General features: G+C 61.7%; 14 protein-coding genes. 2 read left to right on the plus strand and 12 right to left on the minus strand.

Annotation, left to right across the window (positions count from 1 at the left end; all coding sequences use genetic code 11):
- Positions 1-15 precede the first annotated feature (15 nt).
- The 7 genes from hflX to Q9Q94_RS09870 all read right to left on the minus strand — a co-directional run bounded on the left by hflX (position 16) and on the right by Q9Q94_RS09870 (position 4,308).
- On the minus strand, positions 16-1,368 hold the full coding sequence (gene hflX / locus Q9Q94_RS09840; protein WP_305979889.1) for a GTPase HflX: 1,353 nt from the start codon (positions 1,366-1,368) through the stop codon (positions 16-18).
- Positions 1,369-1,578: 210 nt separating this feature from the next.
- The gene (locus Q9Q94_RS09845) at positions 1,579-2,067 is read right to left on the minus strand and encodes an SRPBCC domain-containing protein (RefSeq protein ID WP_305979890.1); all 489 of its coding nucleotides are present in this window, start codon (positions 2,065-2,067) and stop codon (positions 1,579-1,581) included.
- Between the two features lie 8 nt (positions 2,068-2,075).
- Complete coding sequence (locus Q9Q94_RS09850; protein ID WP_305979891.1) at positions 2,076-2,510, minus strand: VOC family protein; 435 nt, start codon at positions 2,508-2,510, stop codon at positions 2,076-2,078.
- Between the two features lie 40 nt (positions 2,511-2,550).
- Positions 2,551-2,898 (minus strand): GFA family protein, encoded by a 348-nt coding sequence (locus Q9Q94_RS09855; protein WP_305979892.1) that lies wholly within the window; start codon positions 2,896-2,898, stop codon positions 2,551-2,553.
- A 22-nt stretch (positions 2,899-2,920) separates the two neighbouring features.
- Entirely contained in the window at positions 2,921-3,367 is a 447-nt protein-coding gene (locus tag Q9Q94_RS09860; RefSeq protein WP_305979893.1) for an SRPBCC family protein, read from the minus strand.
- Between the two features lie 60 nt (positions 3,368-3,427).
- Complete coding sequence (locus Q9Q94_RS09865) at positions 3,428-3,928, minus strand: SRPBCC family protein (protein ID WP_305979894.1); 501 nt, start codon at positions 3,926-3,928, stop codon at positions 3,428-3,430.
- Between the two features lie 41 nt (positions 3,929-3,969).
- Positions 3,970-4,308, minus strand: a complete 339-nt coding sequence (locus Q9Q94_RS09870) for a helix-turn-helix transcriptional regulator (protein ID WP_305980280.1) — start codon at positions 4,306-4,308, stop codon at positions 3,970-3,972.
- A 484-nt stretch (positions 4,309-4,792) separates the two neighbouring features.
- On the opposite strand from Q9Q94_RS09870, the gene Q9Q94_RS09875 reads away from it, so the two are divergent.
- Positions 4,793-5,521, plus strand: a complete 729-nt coding sequence (locus Q9Q94_RS09875) for a pectate lyase (RefSeq protein ID WP_305979895.1) — start codon at positions 4,793-4,795, stop codon at positions 5,519-5,521.
- Positions 5,522-5,612: 91 nt separating this feature from the next.
- On the opposite strand, the gene Q9Q94_RS09880 is transcribed toward Q9Q94_RS09875, so the two are convergent.
- The 4 genes from Q9Q94_RS09880 to Q9Q94_RS09895 all read right to left on the minus strand — a co-directional run bounded on the left by Q9Q94_RS09880 (position 5,613) and on the right by Q9Q94_RS09895 (position 12,384).
- Positions 5,613-6,518 (minus strand): patatin-like phospholipase family protein, encoded by a 906-nt coding sequence (locus Q9Q94_RS09880; protein WP_305979896.1) that lies wholly within the window; start codon positions 6,516-6,518, stop codon positions 5,613-5,615.
- A 290-nt stretch (positions 6,519-6,808) separates the two neighbouring features.
- Positions 6,809-9,490, minus strand: a complete 2,682-nt coding sequence (locus tag Q9Q94_RS09885; protein ID WP_305979897.1) for a hypothetical protein — start codon at positions 9,488-9,490, stop codon at positions 6,809-6,811.
- 159 nt (positions 9,491-9,649) lie between these two features.
- Positions 9,650-10,309 carry a rhombosortase gene (gene rrtA, locus Q9Q94_RS09890; RefSeq protein WP_305979898.1) on the minus strand — a complete coding sequence of 220 codons (660 nt, stop codon included), beginning with the start codon at positions 10,307-10,309 and terminating at the stop codon, positions 9,650-9,652.
- Positions 10,306-12,384 carry a VIT and VWA domain-containing protein gene (locus Q9Q94_RS09895; RefSeq protein ID WP_305979899.1) on the minus strand — a complete coding sequence of 693 codons (2,079 nt, stop codon included), beginning with the start codon at positions 12,382-12,384 and terminating at the stop codon, positions 10,306-10,308. The genes rrtA and Q9Q94_RS09895 overlap by 4 nt, the downstream gene beginning before the upstream one ends.
- Before the next feature lie 183 nt (positions 12,385-12,567).
- Here Q9Q94_RS09895 and Q9Q94_RS09900 point away from each other — a divergent pair, with 183 nt between their 5' ends.
- The gene (locus tag Q9Q94_RS09900) at positions 12,568-13,179 is read left to right on the plus strand and encodes a TetR/AcrR family transcriptional regulator (protein ID WP_305979900.1); all 612 of its coding nucleotides are present in this window, start codon (positions 12,568-12,570) and stop codon (positions 13,177-13,179) included.
- 113 nt (positions 13,180-13,292) lie between these two features.
- On the opposite strand, the gene gcvA is transcribed toward Q9Q94_RS09900, so the two are convergent.
- Entirely contained in the window at positions 13,293-14,249 is a 957-nt protein-coding gene (gene gcvA / locus Q9Q94_RS09905) for a transcriptional regulator GcvA (protein WP_305979901.1), read from the minus strand.
- Between the last annotated feature and the right edge of the window lie 80 nt (positions 14,250-14,329).

Genomic DNA, 14,329 nt, shown 5'->3' on the forward strand with positions numbered 1-14,329 from the left:
CCCCGAAGACCCGCGTCAGCCCTGCAGCGCAAAGCGCTCGCGCAGGCGTTCGATCATCTCCGCCTCGCCGCGCACGCGGAAGGTCGCGCCGTCCTCGCTGGCGCTCTCCGCCAGCACTTCGCAGTGCTCGAAGATCTCGCTGCGGAACTGCTGGGCACTCCAGCCGAGGAACAGCTCGGCCTCGACCAGATCGCGCTGGAAGAAGCCAACGATGATCTTGTGCAAACGCGCCACGTCCGCCGGGTTGCGCGCGCTCATCACAACGCAATCCGGGTACTGCGCGCGCAGCATGGCGGTGCACTCGGCCTGCGCCGTCTCGTCGCCCACAAAGTCGATCTTGTTGAAGACACGGATGCGCGGCACGTTGTCGGCCTCGATCTCAGCCAGCACGTGGTCCGTGACTTCCAGCTGACGCAGCCAGCCCGGATCGCTGGCGTCGATCACATGCAGCAGCAGCTCGGCGTCCAGTGCCTCGTCCAGCGTCGATTTGAACGAAGCCACCAGCCCGTGCGGCAGGTTCTTGATGAAGCCCACCGTGTCGCTGACCAGTACACGCGGCACGCTCTCCGGATAGAGCGTGCGCACCGTCGTATCCAGGGTCGCGAAAAGCTTGTTGGCGACCAGCACTTCGCTGCCGGTCAGCGCGCGCATCAGCGTCGACTTGCCGGCATTGGTGTAGCCAACCAGCGCCACGCCGGCGAGCCCCTGACGTTCCTGGCGACGCGCGCGTTGCGTCTTGCGCTCGGCTTCCATCGCGACGATTTCCAATTGCAGCTCGGCGATGCGGTCGCGGATCTTGCGGCGATCCAGCTCGGTATGCGATTCACCGGCGCCACGCCCGCCCACGCCGCTGCGCTGACGCCCCTGCGGGCCGGCCAGTTTGGCCGCCTCGCGCAGGCGCGGCGCCATGTAGCCGAGGCGTGCGATCTCGACCTGCGCCTTGGCGGCGCGCGAACGCGCGTTGCGATGGAAAATTTCGAGGATGACCATGGTGCGGTCCATCACCGGCGCACCCACTTCGAGCTCCAGATTGCGCGCCTGTGAGGGCGAAATCTCGTGATCGACCAGCACCGCGTCGATCTCGCCAAACTCGGGTTCGGCATACACCGGCGAGCCATCCAGCTCGTCGAAACCGGCCTGGCCGTTGATGTATTCAGCGATCTCCTGACGCTTGCCAATCCCCAGATAGCCTGTTCGATCAAAGCCCGTGCGCTTCTGCACGAAGGTATTCACCACCACGTAGCCCAGGGTCTTGGCAAGTTCGCGCAGCTCCATCAGCGAAGCCTCGAACTCCACATCACTCACGGTGGGCAACTGCACGGCCGCGACGACTGCGCGCAGCGGCTTGTCTTTCACTTCTTCTTGCATTCAGGGATGGCTTCTACGAATTGGGCGAAGGCGGATGGTACACGGCTCTGCGCGGAAAACCCGATAAATCCCCTGATGCCTGAAAAGCCGCATCCAGCAGACTTCTTCAGGCATCACCGTTGAAAACGTCGGCCAATCAATGCTCTTCAGGCATACCAGCTGAAGAGGCCCGCCAGAAGCGGCTCTTCAGCCTGTTGCCGGGCGGGATCTTCAACATAGCGAGCTCAGATACGCGGCAAAGCCCTCCAGCGCGCCTTGCCAGCTCGTATCAAAGCCCATCACCATCGCCGCCTCGCGTGCCTGAGCCGAGCTGAAGCGGGCGTGAATCGTCAGTCGCGTCTGCGCGCCCTGCCCGGCAAAATGCACGCTCACCCGGCCACGCGGCGGCAAGCCGCTGCCGCAAGCGTGGCACTCTTCACCCAGCCCCTGGAACACAAGCCTCTCGGGCACCACGATTTCTTCGTAGATGCCCTGACACGGGAAGTCCTCGCCCTGCGGGCTCTGCATGGAGAGAAAGAAGCGCCCGCCCACGCGCAAGTCGATCTCGCAGCCGGTCGAGATGAAGCCCGGCGGCAGCCACCAGCGGGCCACGTGCGCAGGCTCGGTCCAGCAGCGGAACACCAGTTCGCGCGGAGCATCCAGCACGCGCGTGATGACGGCATCGCAAAGACTGTCTGCCGACGCCTGTGGCAAAGGCATGTTCATCGTCAGGCCTTCGACAGTTCGTAGTTCACCATCCACAGGATGCCGAACTTGTCCGCGCACATGCCGAACAGCGCGCCCCAGAACATCGGCTGGAACGGCATCTGCACCTGCCCGCCGGCAGACAGCGCGGCGAACAGGCGACGCGCCTCGGCCTCGCTGTCCGGGTGCAGGGACAGCGACACATTGGTTCCCATGGTTACGGCCGGGCACATGGGTGGAATGGCATCGCTCGCCATCAGCATGTTCGCGCCGATGGGCAGGGAAATGTGCAGGATCTTGTCGCCCATCTCCGGCGGCAGCGGCCCGCTATCGGGGCAACCGGGGCCATCCTTGTAGCGCTGCAGCATGAAGAATTCGCCACCGAAAACGGACTTGTAGAAATTGAAGGCTTCCTCGGCATTGCCGGGAAAGTTCAGATAGGTATTCAGCTTGGTCATGATCTTTTCTCTCTGTATGGGTGTTGAAGGCAGTGGGCGCTTACTTTGAGCGACCATCGAAATGATTGACGGGCAAAGCATCGGTATCGACCCCTTCCAGGCAACGGATGTTGATGGCAGCCATCGCTGCGCCACCGGGCGCCACGCCTTCGCCAAACGGATGAATGCCGCAGGTCTTGCAGAAGCGGTGCTTGATGACGTGCTTGTTGAAGGTGTAAGTACTCAACGCATCTTCCGGCGTCAGCACGTGCAGGTTCGCGCGCGGCACGAACCACATCAGCGCCGCCTTGCGCGTGCAGATCGAGCAATTGCAGGCCATCGCCCCGGTCAGCTCGCCTTCCACCTCGAATTTCACTGCCCCGCAGTGACAGCTCCCTGTGTATTTCATGTCGCACTCCTGTTGCCTGGTTTCAGCCCTGGATATCGGGCTCTACAAGATTCGCCAGCTGCGCCAGCGATTCCTGCCAGCCCAGGTAACACATCTCGACCGGGATCGCCTCGGGAATCCCCTCCTGCACGATCTGCAGCTCGGTGCCGCAGGCCACCTGCTTCAGGGTCACCGTCACCAGCATCGCGCCGGGCAGGTTCGGATCGTCAAATCTGTCGGTGTAGCGCAGCAACTCACCGGGCCGCAGCTCCAGATATTCGCCGCCAAAAGAATGTGTCTGCCCGGTCGTGAAGTTCTCGAAGGACATCCTGAAACCACCGCCGACACGCGCATCCATGTGGGCCACCTTGCAGACAAAGCCGTAGGGTGGAATCCACTTGGCGAGGGCCTCTGCGTGCACAAAGGCGCGATAGATCTTCTCCGGGCTGCAACGCAGCACGCGGTGAAGCTGAACAGTTCCGGTTGGCATGTTTTCTCTCTCTATTCGGATTGGGTTAGATTGGGTTGATAGCGCAAACGTGCCGCCGTTCTATGCCGGCTGGCGCGATGCGCGTGAAAGGTAATCCGCCAGACGCCCCAAGGTCTGCTTGCCGCCTTCAATGGCACCGAACTCGCGCACCACCAGCTCGCGCGCCTGTGCCGAATCAAAGACCATGCAGATGGTCAGGCGTGTCTGCGTGTTGCCAAGATCCTCGAAAGTCCAGGTGGCGACGAAGTTCACCGCAGGCCCATCCTCCCGGACTCCTTCATGAGCGTAGACGATTCGTTCGGGCGCAACGACCTCTCTGAAAACGCTGTTATTCGGATAGTTCGTGCCATCCGGCCCGTGCAGGGTGTGGTCCCACACACCGCCGACACGCACATCCATTTTCCTGATCGTCATCGTAAAGCCGTTCGGCCCCCACCAGTGCCCGACCTGCTGCGGGTCCGTCATCGCGGCCCACACCAGTTCGCGCGGTGCTTCCAGCACCCGCTCGATGCGGATTTCGTTCGGCGCTCCGGTCAGCTCCCTGCTCTCTGTCGTATTCATGCTCACAGCTCCCTCAAGTTCCGGCATGTCGCCGATCTGCATCACGTTCTTGTCTGTCCAGCCTGCAAATCCCGCAAATAATCTTCCAGCCGGTCCAGGCGCTGCTCCCAGAATTGCCGGTACTGCTCGATCCAGCCCGCCGCCTCCTGCAAGGGTTTGGCCTCCAGCTTGCACGGTCGCCACTGCGCCTGCCGTCCCTGCGAAACCAGCCCGGCGCGCTGCAGTACCTTCAGATGCTTGGTCACCGCCGGCAGGCTCATCGCAAACGGCTCGGCCAGCGCCGAAACGCTGCTCTCGCCCAGCGCCAGCCGGGCCAGGATGGCGCGGCGCGTCGGGTCTGCCAAAGCAGCAAAGGTGGCACTCAGTTCATCACGCGGCATGATCACGGAAAGATTATTTAACCAGTTGGTAAATTAGTCTGCGTGACAAGGCCTGTCAACCCGGTCAGCGCATGGGGAAAAGCCCTTCTTCGGGCAAGGCCTGCCTCACTATTGCAGACGCGCACGGCCCGGCAACCCGGAGCACCGCATGGGATGGGCCTCTGCAGACAGGCAGGCTGAAGAAGTCCGCCAGCAGCGGCTTTTCAGAACGGACGCGCCGCGATCCTTGCCAGAAGAGGGTCTTCAGACAGCCTCCACCTGGCAATCGTCAGCGCCAGAGCGGAATTCCGGACGGGATCATCCATGGAATCCAGCCAGCACCCCGGGAACGAACACAAGCAATTGGTTTGAAAGGAAATTTCGGTGAATTCGTCAATTATTAAAACAATCGAATCAACTTGCCGAATGCCCATTTCTGGCAGGAGAATGCGCGGTGCAAGCCTCTTGCACACACAAGAACAGACCCATTCACTGGAGACAAACCATGTACAGCAAGCTTCTTCTGAGCCTGTGCCTCGCCACGGCGCTCACTTCGGCTTCGGCCACCACCACGATTTCCGGCACCAAGGATTACGGCGGCGCCACCGTCGGCACCTCCTGCGACGGACAATCCGAATCCCAACAGCCGGTGTTCGTCCTGCAGGACGGCGCCAGCCTCAAGAACGTGCACCTCAAGAAAGGCGCTGCGGCCGACGGCGTGCATTGTCTGGGCAACTGCACGCTGACCAATGTCGTCTGGGACGGCGTCTGCGAAGATGCCGCCACCATGAAGGGCGGCTCGGGCAAGGTCATGAACGTCGTCGGCGGTTCGGCCACAAAAGCCGATGACAAGGTCTTCCAGCACAACGGCAAAGGCAGCACCATCAAGCTGAGCGACTTCCAGACCTACGACCGCATCCAGCGTCTGTGGGCGTCGTGCGGTGACTGCTCGAGCAACGGCGGTCCGCGCTATCTGGTGGCAACCGGCGTGACCATCAATGGCCCGGTCGTGAAGCCGGATGGCGTGACCGCCGGCTATGTGTTGCGCCTGAACCAGAACTACGGCGACAAAGCCACCGTGCGCAGCATGAAGATCAAGGGCTACAAGCTTGGCTCGCCCAAGGTCTGCGTGCAGGCCATCGGCGTGCAGCCCGGCGAAAAGCAGGTCAACAAGGGCGAATTCTGGAACACCGCCTACTGCGACATTTCCAAGACTGACGTCAAGGCATTCTGATCCGGCCCGATCGGCAAGCATGCAAAAGCCCGCGAACTCGCGGGCTTTTTTGTCTGAAACCATGCGGACTTTCCTGCAGACGATCCCCCGTTCAATCCAGCATCTCACGGATCATCGGCAAGGCGTGCTCGGCTGCCCGCACCCCCTCGGCAATCGACACCGCACTACGGTGAAAATCGGTAATGGCAATGTCCGACAGGCGCGGACGAATCAGCACATCCGCCGGCTCGCCGGCCAGCCGGCTCTGGGTGATGCGCACCTGCATGATGTTCAGGCTGGTGGCCAGCACTTCCAGCATCGACGGTGCGGCAGGCGCAGCCCCGGCCGCATCCGCCGCCGGCCTGGCAGGGCGGAAGCGCGACAGGAAACTATCGACGAGGCCATTCCCCGCCGGCACCGCCTCGGCCTGTGAAGCATTCGGCACGCGATAGCGGCGCCCGACCAGATCCCAGTTCAGATCCACGGCGATCACGATATCCGCACCCATCGCCCGGCACAGCGATACCGGCACCGGATTCACCAACCCGCCATCCACCAGCAGCCGCCCATCACACAGCGAGGGAGTGAAGATTCCCGGCAAGGCTATCGAAGCCCGCACCGAATCCACCACCGACCCCTCCCGCAACCAGATCTCGCGGCCGCTACTCAGATCGGTAGCCACGCAACCGAATGCCTTCGGCAGCAGCTCGATTCCCTGATCATCAAAGCGCGAGCGGAAGAATTCCACCAGTTTGCCGCCTGCCATCAGGCCGCCGCCCATTTTCAGATCGAGAAACCCCACCACACCCTGCCAGCTCAGCTGACTGACCCAGCTCTCGAAGCGCTCCATCTCGCCCGCCGCATACGCGGCCCCGACCATGGCGCCGATCGAAGTGCCACACACGATGTCGGGCCGGATGCCCGCCTGCTCCAGCACGCGGATCACTCCGATATGCGACCAGCCCCGCGCGGAGCCGCTCCCCAGGGCAAGACCGATGCGCGGACGATGTGGTTTCAAGGCAGCACTCCTGTTCTGGCGGGCGTCAGGTTGAGAGTACCGACAATACCACCGGATGTACTGACGCAACACATGCACCGCCCGACACCTGCCCTGTGACCCGCACCGGGCGGGCATCTTCAGGCAGCCAAGGCGAACAAGCCCGCCGGACGCAGGTCTTCAGGCATGCACGTCTGAAAAGCAGGCTGGATGCACGCAGACGCAGGGCATGCCATGAAAAAAGCCCGCCGGGTGGCGGGCTTTTTGGATTTGCAACAGGCTGCGCGACTCGCGCAGCCATCATGCGGCCATCAGTTCATTGCCGGATTCCAGTTTCTGTTGAATACCTGCGTGCGCACGCTCTTGCGAGGTGTAACTCCATTCACGACATTGTTCGGTGCAACGAGCGTGCTGAGAGTCGTGGACGTCACGATCAGGTTTTTAGCACCTGCAAAGAACAGCGTTTTGCCGTCCGGGCTGATCGCCGCATGAACCACCACAGTCTCGCAGGAAGAATCCGTGCATCCCGGGTAGGCTGTCAGGGTCTTGTAGCCAACAACCGGCAGGTTGGTCTGGCCCCCGGCTGCCACGCTCGAATCGAAGGCATAGACGCGCGGCAGCGCACTGGTGTTGTCCGGATAGGCGAGGATATACGCACGGGAGCCATCAGGGGCCATCGCTCCAGCCATCGCGTAGTAGCCGCTGTCGGGCAGTACCACATTACCCACCAGAGCAAAGGAAGCATCGCGCACCTCGCGCTGGTCGAGCATCATGCGACGACCATCATCAGACAGACTCGTCCTGATGGAGTAATCCACACCCGCCGGGTTCGACTTGAGAAGCGGATTCGTCGCATCCAGATACAGCAGCTTCGGCAGCGGAGAAATGCTCGCACTTTGCGTGACGACCATGCGTTCGCCATCGCGCGACGTCGCCATCCATGGGCCACCGTAGAAACTGGTCATCAGATCACTTTGTACCGGGCGTGGCTGCATGGTGCGGGTACGGTGATCAAAATAGGCCAGTTGGTTCCACCCCGAACTGGTCATCAGCCACGACCAGCCATTATTGGTCGTCGCAATCCCTGTGCTGACATAGGTAAAGTTACGGGCGAAACCATCAGCGTGGGTCAGCGAGAAAGTGCTGGCAAGGCTGTCCGGATCAAGCAGGCGCAGCGTACCGGGCGTGGCAGTGACCATCAGGCTGTTGCCATCAGGGCTCAGGCCGGCATCCAGCACCGAAGCTACTGCAGCAGAATCAGAAACCCAGGCACTGCCGTTGAAGCGGAAACGATTAATCGCGTTATCGGTGACATTGACGGCATAGACGGACTGACGCTCGGCGTCATAGACCATGGCGCGCTTGACACCAGTGGACGGCACAACGGCTTCAGAAAAATCAACCGGAGCCAGGCTGCGCAGCTTGGCTGACACGGCCTGGGTGCCGAGTGCATTGGGCACTTCAACAACATGGTTGCCTGCTGCGGACGGCGTGACCTTGAACGTAAGGTGCGCGTCATCAACCAGCGTGATCTGGGTCGGCGTGAGGCTGCCCACTTTTGTCCGCGCGGCCAGATCAGCAATGCCGGAGAAACCACGACCATAGACGTGGACCAGGGTTTCCTTCCCTGAGACCACGGAATACGGACCGAGGTAGTACACCTCAGGCAGAGCCTTGCTGACCTTGACCGTAAAACTCACCGGCGACATGTTCGCCAATGCGGGAGTGACGGTAACCGTGGCGGTCTTGCTGGAAAAATTGTCCCAGGCCGTCACGTCACTGCTGCTGACCGAATACTCAATGTTGCTGCCAGTGGCGCCGGCCGCACGCGTGAGGCTCAACCAGGACTGGTTCGAGCTGGCCGTCCAGGTAGTCGCAACGCCATTGGACTGCACGGGAACGCTGCCAAGCAGTGCTGACGCTACGGTATCGGCCTTCACATTGATATCAACAGCCGCCGGCTGGGCCAGACCGCTGCCGACCGTCAACACGACAGGCACGCTGACAGCAGTGCCGGGCGCAACGGGCGTGAAGGTAATTGTCGCTGAATAGGTGCCTTTGCTCAGTTGCGCCGCATTCGCCACCACATTGGCGCCGCTTGCGGTACGCGTAACGCTGAGCCAGGCGCTGCCGGAGGTGTATGCGGTACTGATCGTCACATCGCTTGAGCTATTCCAGCTGGGCAGCGTGACGGCGAGACTGCTGGGCGCCGAGGTCGCGCCCTCGACGAGGCCGAAGCTCAGCGAGGACGGTGTCACAGCGAGGTCCTGTTCGCCGCCGACAGGTGCCGAAACGACGTAGCTAACCGGCACAACAGTGCTCTTGCTGCCTGCACTGATGCGGACCGAGCCCGAATAGCTGCCTGAACGCCACGCTTTGGTCTTGATGGTGACAGACGTAGCTGTTTGCGTCCCGATCTCGAGCCAGTCGCCGCTGACCGCCGTTGCCGTAAATGCGGAGCTGCCGCTCGGCAGGGTAACGTCAAGCTGGCCACTGCCAGTCTGGCCACTCACCGCATTGATCGTCAGCGGCGAAGGTGTCACCTTCATGCCCGCCTTGACGGTTACCGTGTAGTTCACCGTAAGGGGTGTGCCACCGATCAGGTTGTTGCAGTAGTAGTCACTGCACGCCAGAAGCTGAACCTTGCCGGTATAAGTGCCGGCCGCGAGCCCGCTCATCGCCGAGAGAGTGAAAACCCCCTGAGTTTGAGAAACCTGTGAGAACGGGATGCTGTTCGAAATCCCCTGCCCGTCAACAACCGCTCCGACGTAAAGGGTGCCTGCATAGGTACCATGCGCCGTAACGGTCACGGACGTAGAGGCGCCGTAAATATCGCCTTCTTCATAGCTCAGCGCGATGCTGCTCTTGTCGGCAGTAAAACTGAAACCGCTGTCACCGCCCCCACCTCCGCCACCACCACCGCCTCCGCCACCTCCGCCACCACATGCAACCAGCAGCGCACTCAAGGCCAGACAGACCCCAAGGCCAAGCATTCTCCTGAAATTCACGATAACCCCCGGTTAATTTGTTTTTTGCCAGACAAAGCGCCGCGCTGGCGCTTCAAAATCAACAAAGCCGCAAATTCTTACAGAAATTAACTCAAATTAATCCTTCTTTAACAAAGAAACCGCTCGTTTTGTTGCATCAAGGCATCACTCCACGGCTTTTTCATCGTTCTCGTGAAAGGAAGGCAATCCCCGGCCTTCCACATCCCTCCTCCGTCTCCGGTTCCATGTTGCGGCCATTGCCCAGCAGCACAGTCCGCCCAGACTCCCTGCCAGATGGGTCAGTGGCACACTGGGCCAAGCCGTGCTGACAACGAGTGACTGCCCTGCCACGATTTCGGCGACCAGCTTCACGCCGAGCACCAGTGCGGCGAGCGGAAAAACCGGATGCCGATGCGCTTTCCACAGACCTGCCAGCGCCACCACGAACAAGGTGTTGAGCAGGCCGGACAGACCACAGTAAAACTCCAGCCCCGGCATGGCCCACCACAGGCACACATCCACCGCCACGACACCCACCAGCGCCGCCAGCAGCATCCGCCTGCGTCCCTGCGCCTCCATCAGCCAGCCGATGATCGCCAATGCACCGATATCCCACAGTGCGTGACCCGCATCGCTGTGCACCAGATGACCGGTGAGCAGGCGCCAGACTTCACCGGAGGCGATGGCTGCTCGGTCGAAGACCAGCGCTGCGGGGGCCGGGCCAAAGCCTGCCCACAGCAGGATGGCCAGAGCCACCGCGAGTCCGGTGAGCCACGGCAGCTCCACGCTGCCATGGCTGCTACGGATTTGCGTCAGTGCGCTCATGCCGCCCGACGCAGGCGCAAGGTGGTGAGGAGCAGGCTGAGCAGCGCCAGCACGCTCCAGCCATCCAGCGCGCCACCACCGCTGCTGTGGCTCGCACGGCTGCCACTGCTCATCGGCTTCTGTGTATCCACCCGATGCGCGACCGGCGCGGTCTGGGCGCGTTGCTGGCGAGCAGCCTCTTCGATGCCGACCCGCGCCTGATTGCGGCGCTCGATCTTGTTAGCCGCGAACTGGTCTTCGCGCAGCACCAGCATCGAGGTGTAATCGCTGACCAGCGAATATTCCAGCGCGATATCCGTGGCAGCGCGCTTGAGGTCAGCCTTCTCGCCGAAGTCAGCCATGTCGGATTGCAACTCCTCAATCGTCGCGTAGGCCCATAGTCGCTCCAGCTCCGGGTTGGCTGTCGTCTTCGCCGGGAAGGCGAATTCGGTGCGGTAGGTCTTCGGCTGGCCCGAGATGCGGCCCGTCAGCTCCACCTTGGCCAGACCATCGCCCCAGTAGTGGCCGACCAGCACCAGTTGCTGCCCACGATACAGGCTGCCGATTTCCTTCGGCGTCAGGTCGGCGGTTTTCACGCCATTGATTTTCACCTGCACACCATGCAGCGCCTGGTGGCTGACCTTGCTCACTGCGGTAAGCAACTGACCAACAATGTCGTCACTGTTGGAAATGCTGATCGCAAAACCATTGGAGGCGCGCGTCAGTGCTTCAAGCAGCGGGCGGTTGGCGCTGTTGCCCATGATCATGGTGAACAAGCGAATGTCCTTCTGTTTGACCAGTTCGATGAACTTGCGCTGCGCGGTTTCGCCCACATTGGCGACACCATCGGTCACCAGCACGATGGAGCTGGTGCGGTCCGCCTCGATGGAATCCAGCCCCTGTTGCACACCGGCATACAGATTGGTGCCATTGCTCGGCTTGATGGCAGCCACTTCGGCGCTATAGCGCTGAACCATGTCCGGCGTGGCATTGACGTAACCCTTGGTCAGTTCGGTCGAGCGATCATTGAACAGGATGATGCGGAAACGGTCATTCGGGCGCAGCTTGGCCATGGCGCGCTGCACGCCGTTCGCCAGCGTGGCGTATTTTCCCGTCATGGAGCCGGACATATCCAGCACGAAGATCCAGTCGCTGCCTTCGGTGATCGGTTTCAGGTCATCACCCGGCGTCACGGTCAGCATGAAAGTACCGCGCTTGCTCGCATCCGGCTTGTAGGTCACCAGATCCACGCTGCCCGGCAGGCCGGCCTTGTGACGCCAGTACACCACCAGATCCTTGTCCAGCGTGAAAGCCGCGCCATTCGAGGCTGTCGGGTTGAAGGCCGGGGCAGACTGCTTGCCGCCTTCATTGGCAGCAGGGCCTGCCGCGCCCTGGCTGGCGAGACTCACCTTCCACTCGCCCGGGCCAACTTGCGTCACCTGAGCCTGGCTCTGGTTTGGCAAGCGAATGCCATCCACCGGGTAGCTGGATTTCAGGTGCAGATCAAAGCTGAAGCTGCCACTGACCTTGGGGTTGGCCGTCCAGAACGCCAGCTTCTCTTCATCAACCCCGCCCTCTTCCAGCGGATACACATAGCGACCAATGCCGGTGTCGACCGCAGCGGTCTGGAAATACACCAGGCGGATGCGCGTGTCCTTGCCTGCGCGCACTGGCGAGACGCTGATATCAAAGGTCTTGTAGCTGTCCTTCTCGGTCAGGCCGGCATCACGCCCGGCCTTCTTCTCCTGCTCATAGAGCTGGCGTGCTGCCTGTTTCTCCAGCACCTCGCCGGTCACCGGCTTGCCGTCGATCCACATCGTGAATTCGCCAACGGCGCCATGCGCGGGCACCGGGAAGGAATAGACCGCTTCGAGATCCTTGTCGTGCGGATTGTGGAACACCTGCTCCACCGTGGTCACCGCGTAGCCATCCTCGATCACCACCTTCACATGCTGCTCGCGCAGATCAAGCGACGGCAGACTGCCGTCACTCGGTGTGAGCAAGCCCGCGGCTTGCGCCACCGCGCCAGCCAGCAGGCCGATCAGCATGAGGGCCAGCCGCGCCAGATAACTCGGACTCTTCCGGAATGCGTTCATTTTGTGCCTCACAAATAAACAACGTTCAATTAATGCTGCAAAAAAACCTGTTCCCGTATTCGGCAGCATCTAGATGCTCTGCCTGAACAACAATTGAACAGCGTTTAGTTGCCTTTGTAACACACAAATAAACAACGTTCAATAATCGGTTAAACTTTCTGGAAACCGGTATTGGAGACCGTCATGGCCAGACGCAACGATCACAGCAGGGAAGAAATCCGCAGCATGGCGCTGGACGCCGCCGAGAAAATCGTCGCCGAGGAAGGCTTCAAGGGCCTCTCGGCGCGCAAGCTGGCAGCCGCGATCAACTACACCGTCGGCACGCTCTACCTTGTGTTCGCGAACCTTGATGACATCGTTCAACAGGTCAATGAACGCACGCTGGATGCCTTGTACGACTGGCTGCGCGCGCATGCGAAAGACGCCGTCACGCCGGAAGAGGCATTGCTGGCCCTGGCCAATGCTTATATCGCCTATGCAGAAACCCGCTCAGCCCGCTGGAACATGTTGTTCGAGTACGTGGCGGACAACGGCAGCACCCTGCCTCCGGGCTACCTGGTGAAAGCAGAGAAGGTCTTCGGCCTGGTCGAGGCCTCACTCACGCCGCTGGCCGGACAGAATTCCATCAGCGAAGTCCAGCAGGCAGCACGCGTCCTGTGGGCTGGCGTACACGGCATCTGTCTGCTGAAGATCCGCCAGCGCATGGACCTGGCCGGCGAGCAAAACGCAGAAGCGATGGCGCACATGCTGGTTGAAAACTTCCTGCGTGGATTCAGGCACGGCACACAGGCCTGAGCACTGACCAGCCGCAGACCCGCACGGCACGGACCTCTGCAGGCAGAACCCGGCCAAACCCTTGTCACGCGGGCTTCTTCAGCCCATCCCCTGGCAAATAGCCGCCGTGCGCCTCAATGCACGCAGCGCTCCAGCGCCGTCACATTCACGCGCGCAGCGGACCCTGCATCTTCCGCCACCGGCGGACAGCGGCTGGCCTCCTCGAAGATCCAGGCGCGGAAGCGCTGGGCCAACGGCGTCAGCGCCACGCCGGCCGGGCTCACGAACCAGTAGGCGCGCGTGTTCGGCAAGGTCTGCGGAAAGACCTGCACGAGACGCCCGGCATCCAGTTCCTGCTGGCACAGGCTGCGCCGCGACAGAGCAAAGCCGCGCCCATCCAGCGCCGCCTGCAGCACGATGGCCGAATCATTGAAATACAGGCCGCCCTGCGGCTCCGACCAGTCCAGCCCCACGCATTCAAACCAGCCGCGCCAGAATTCGCCGTCCGAGCGCAGCAGCGGCCGATCGCGCAGATCTTCCGGTACGGCCGGCGGCGAATCGCCCAGCAACTGCGGACTCGCCACCACCAGCATCTCGTCGCGCATCAGCAATTCCACCTGCTGGCCCGGCGCCTCGCCGAAGCCGAAGCGGATCGCAATGTCGATGCCATCGCGGGCGAAATCCAGCACCGTCGAGGTCGTCACGATGTTCAGTTCGATATCCGGCTCCTGCTCGAGGAAACTGCCCAGGCGCGGCGCCAGCCAGCGCGCGGCAAACGACGGCATCGTCGTCACCGTCAGGCGGCGCGGATTCGCCCGCTGGCGCAGCAGCGCCACCGTGCTGCCGATCTCGCACAGCGCCCGGTTCACACGCGCAGCCAGCTCCAGCCCGACCAGCGTGAGCTGCACGCCGCGCCCCTCGCGGTGGAACAAAGCAAAGCCCAGCTGCTCCTCCAGCGCACGAATCTGGTGGCTCACCGCACTGTGCGTCACATTCAATTCCTGCGCCGCCGCACTGAAACTGCCCAAGCGCGCAGCCGCTTCGAAGACCCGCAACATGCCCAAAGGCGGAAGTCTGGCCGGTGCATCCATAGGTGAATTAAGCTCATGAGTAGTTGAAATTTGCTCGTTTGAACTCTACCCCTTGACCACGCAGAATGCCACTCAAGCAA

The sequence above is a fragment of the Uliginosibacterium sp. 31-16 genome (assembly GCF_030730865.1).
GTDB lineage: Bacteria > Pseudomonadota > Gammaproteobacteria > Burkholderiales > Rhodocyclaceae > Uliginosibacterium.

Excerpts from the sequence above, each read along its gene's own strand:
- hflX (WP_305979889.1), bottom strand. The coding sequence starts at position 1,368 with ATGCAAGAAGAAGTGAAAGACAAGCCGCTGCGCGCAGTCGTCGCGGCC.
- Q9Q94_RS09845 (WP_305979890.1), bottom strand. The coding sequence starts at position 2,067 with ATGCCTTTGCCACAGGCGTCGGCAGACAGTCTTTGCGATGCCGTCATC.
- Q9Q94_RS09850 (WP_305979891.1), bottom strand. The coding sequence starts at position 2,510 with ATGACCAAGCTGAATACCTATCTGAACTTTCCCGGCAATGCCGAGGAA.
- Q9Q94_RS09855 (WP_305979892.1), bottom strand. The coding sequence starts at position 2,898 with ATGAAATACACAGGGAGCTGTCACTGCGGGGCAGTGAAATTCGAGGTG.
- Q9Q94_RS09860 (WP_305979893.1), bottom strand. The coding sequence starts at position 3,367 with ATGCCAACCGGAACTGTTCAGCTTCACCGCGTGCTGCGTTGCAGCCCG.
- Q9Q94_RS09865 (WP_305979894.1), bottom strand. The coding sequence starts at position 3,928 with ATGAATACGACAGAGAGCAGGGAGCTGACCGGAGCGCCGAACGAAATC.
- Q9Q94_RS09870 (WP_305980280.1), bottom strand. The coding sequence starts at position 4,308 with ATGCCGCGTGATGAACTGAGTGCCACCTTTGCTGCTTTGGCAGACCCG.
- Q9Q94_RS09875 (WP_305979895.1), top strand. The coding sequence starts at position 4,793 with ATGTACAGCAAGCTTCTTCTGAGCCTGTGCCTCGCCACGGCGCTCACT.
- Q9Q94_RS09885 (WP_305979897.1), bottom strand. The coding sequence starts at position 9,490 with ATGCTTGGCCTTGGGGTCTGTCTGGCCTTGAGTGCGCTGCTGGTTGCA.
- rrtA (WP_305979898.1), bottom strand. The coding sequence starts at position 10,309 with ATGAGCGCACTGACGCAAATCCGTAGCAGCCATGGCAGCGTGGAGCTG.
- Q9Q94_RS09895 (WP_305979899.1), bottom strand. The coding sequence starts at position 12,384 with ATGAACGCATTCCGGAAGAGTCCGAGTTATCTGGCGCGGCTGGCCCTC.
- Q9Q94_RS09900 (WP_305979900.1), top strand. The coding sequence starts at position 12,568 with ATGGCCAGACGCAACGATCACAGCAGGGAAGAAATCCGCAGCATGGCG.
- gcvA (WP_305979901.1), bottom strand. The coding sequence starts at position 14,249 with ATGGATGCACCGGCCAGACTTCCGCCTTTGGGCATGTTGCGGGTCTTC.